Source organism: Thiomicrospira sp. (genome assembly GCF_014859555.1).
In the GTDB taxonomy this organism is placed as follows: domain Bacteria; phylum Pseudomonadota; class Gammaproteobacteria; order Thiomicrospirales; family Thiomicrospiraceae; genus Thiomicrospira.
The window spans coordinates 1-2472 of the sequence record NZ_JACUTY010000109.1; the positions used below are offsets into that span (position 1 = coordinate 1).

Annotated in this window: 3 protein-coding genes; all 3 read right to left on the reverse strand. The window is 45.4% G+C overall.

Features of this window, described 5'->3' with window-relative positions; translation table 11 throughout:
- Positions 1–372: 372 nt before the first annotated feature.
- The gene (locus IBX48_RS10225; protein WP_296834204.1) at positions 373–1563 is read right to left on the reverse strand and encodes a DegT/DnrJ/EryC1/StrS aminotransferase family protein; all 1191 of its coding nucleotides are present in this window, start codon (positions 1561–1563) and stop codon (positions 373–375) included.
- Positions 1557–2192 (reverse strand): acetyltransferase, encoded by a 636-nt coding sequence (locus IBX48_RS10230; RefSeq protein WP_296834207.1) that lies wholly within the window; start codon positions 2190–2192, stop codon positions 1557–1559. Before IBX48_RS10230 ends, IBX48_RS10225 begins: the two co-directional genes overlap by 7 nt.
- Positions 2189–2472, reverse strand: a 284-nt coding sequence (locus IBX48_RS10235) for a sugar transferase (RefSeq protein ID WP_296834210.1), incomplete at its 5' end; no start/stop codon positions are given. The genes IBX48_RS10230 and IBX48_RS10235, both read right to left, overlap by 4 nt.

A 2472-nucleotide genomic window follows, 5' to 3' on the forward strand; every position in this document is an offset into this window, starting at 1 on the left:
AGTTTCAACTCGACAACCCAGCCGTTCGGTTAAAACCGAACCTACATCACCACCAGCGTAGGTCGAGTTTCAACTCGACAATCCAACCGTTCGGTTGAAACCGAACCTACATCACCATCATCGTAGGTCGAGTTTCAACTCGACAACCCAAGCGTTCGGTTAAAACCGAACCTACATCACCACCACTGTAGGTCGAGTTTCAACTCGACAACCCAACTTGAGCATAACCACCAGCGTCAGATGATACAACACCCCTGCCAATTCAATGCGTAAAGGCCTTGCCATTCGCAGTCCTTACTAAGGTAAGCTTTATTGCCGATTAAAATAAACCAATTCGAGCGTCAAATGTAAGGCCTGATCCCGTCACCCTCGCTACTCTTTAAGTAAACAAACCTCAGCTTTCAGCATCACCTTTTCAATTGCCTCACAAGTCAGATCAATCTGACCTTCTGTTAAAGTCGGATGAACCAAAAACATCAAAGCCGTTTCACCCAACTCTTGAGCAACAGGCAACCGCTCTTTGGGCTTAAAATCGGTATTATCAAAAGCGTGTTCTAAATACACCTCAGAGCAAGACCCTGAAAAGCACGGTACACCTAGTGCATTAATTTCGGCCATAATCCGATCACGATCCCAACCAGGCTTAAGCTTTTCTGGCTCGACAAATACATAACACTTATAAGCCGCATGTTGAATATCAGCCGGAATATCCGGTACACGCAGACCTGGTTGTTGATGACACACCTCCCAAATACGCTCAGCGTTTGCTAAGCGCTTCGCAGTCCAATCTGCCATGCGTTTTAACTGAATGCGCCCAATCACTGCTTGCATTTCTGTCATCCGCCAATTAGTACCAAACGAATCATGCAACCAACGAAAGCCTGGCGGGTGCTGTCGCTCGTAAACCGCTTCCCAACTTTTACCATGGTCCTTAAATGACCACATTTTCGACCAAAGCCGACGGTCATTGGTCGTCACCATGCCACCTTCACCTCCGGTGGTCATAATCTTATCTTGGCAAAAACTCCACGCACCAATATGCCCAATTGATCCCACCGACCGACCTTTATACTTTGCACCGTGCGCCTGCGCACAATCCTCAATTACAAATAAGCCAAACTCATCTGCCAGTGCCATCATGCCATCCATATCACACGGCCAACCCGCCAAATGCACACACATAATAGCCTTGGTATTAGGTGACAACCCTGCACGCACAGATACCGGCGTAATATTCTGCGAAACGCCTGATACATCGGCAAACACCGGCTTCGCACCAGCATTCACAATCGACGACACTGATGCCAAAAAAGTGCGCGACGTCACAATCACTTCGTCACCTTTGCCAATTCCCAGTGCTTTCAATGCCACATCCAACGCCAAGGTTCCATTCGCTAGCGCCACGGCATAATCTGTGCCACACCAAGTGGCAAACTCTTTCTCAAACTCACGACATTCCTGCCCTGTCCAATAATTCACGCGATTGGACAATAACACTTGAGATACCGCATCCGCTTCTTCTTGCGTAAAGGACGGCCAAGGGGAAAATTTTGTATTTAGCATTTATAACTCATCTTATTTTTTACTCTAGCTGGCACACCCACCGCAACCACATTATTTGGAATGTTTTCTATAACAACGGCACCAGCACCGACTACTACATTTTCACCAATTTCTATACATTGTTTAACGTTTGCACCGATGCCAATCCATGAACCTTGGCCAATTCGCACTGCGCCAGCCAAATTTACCCCTGGACTAACATGCACACCAGGCTCAACGACACAATCATGATCAAGCGTGCAAGCCGTATTTAAAATGCAGCATTCATCTATTTTTACAAAAGGATTAACAACCACACCCGCCATTACGACCGTGCCTGAAGATATTTTAGCGTAACGACTTACAATTGCCATCGGATGAATAAGACAAGGTAAAGTGACACCATGCTTATCAAGTAACTCATATTTTTCTAAACGAATGTCATTATTACCAATTGCAATAAAACATCCATCAAAGTCATCCAAATTTTTTAGTAAATCTTCAGTCTTACCAATAACTTGCCAAACCTCTAATTTGCTAACACTAGGATAAGCATCGTCAAAAAAAACAACAGACCAGCCTAACAATTCAGCAATTTCCGCGACCACTTTGCCGTGACCACTCGCTCCTAAAATCGCCAGACGTTTCATTTATCTAAGCTACCGGTAAACTTTGGCATCGTCGCCTCGCCTTGTGCCGAAATTCCATCGCGCACAAACACTTTTTTTAGTGTTAAAAAGATAATCTTAATATCCAACCACAGCGATTGGTTATCGACATACCACACATCATATTCAAATTTTTGTTCCCAGCTAATCGCATTACGACCATTCACTTGTGCCCAGCCGGTAATACCCGGCCTGGTTTCATGGCGGCGGGCTTGTTCGGCGGAATACAAAGGTAAATATTCCATTAACAACGGACGCGGTC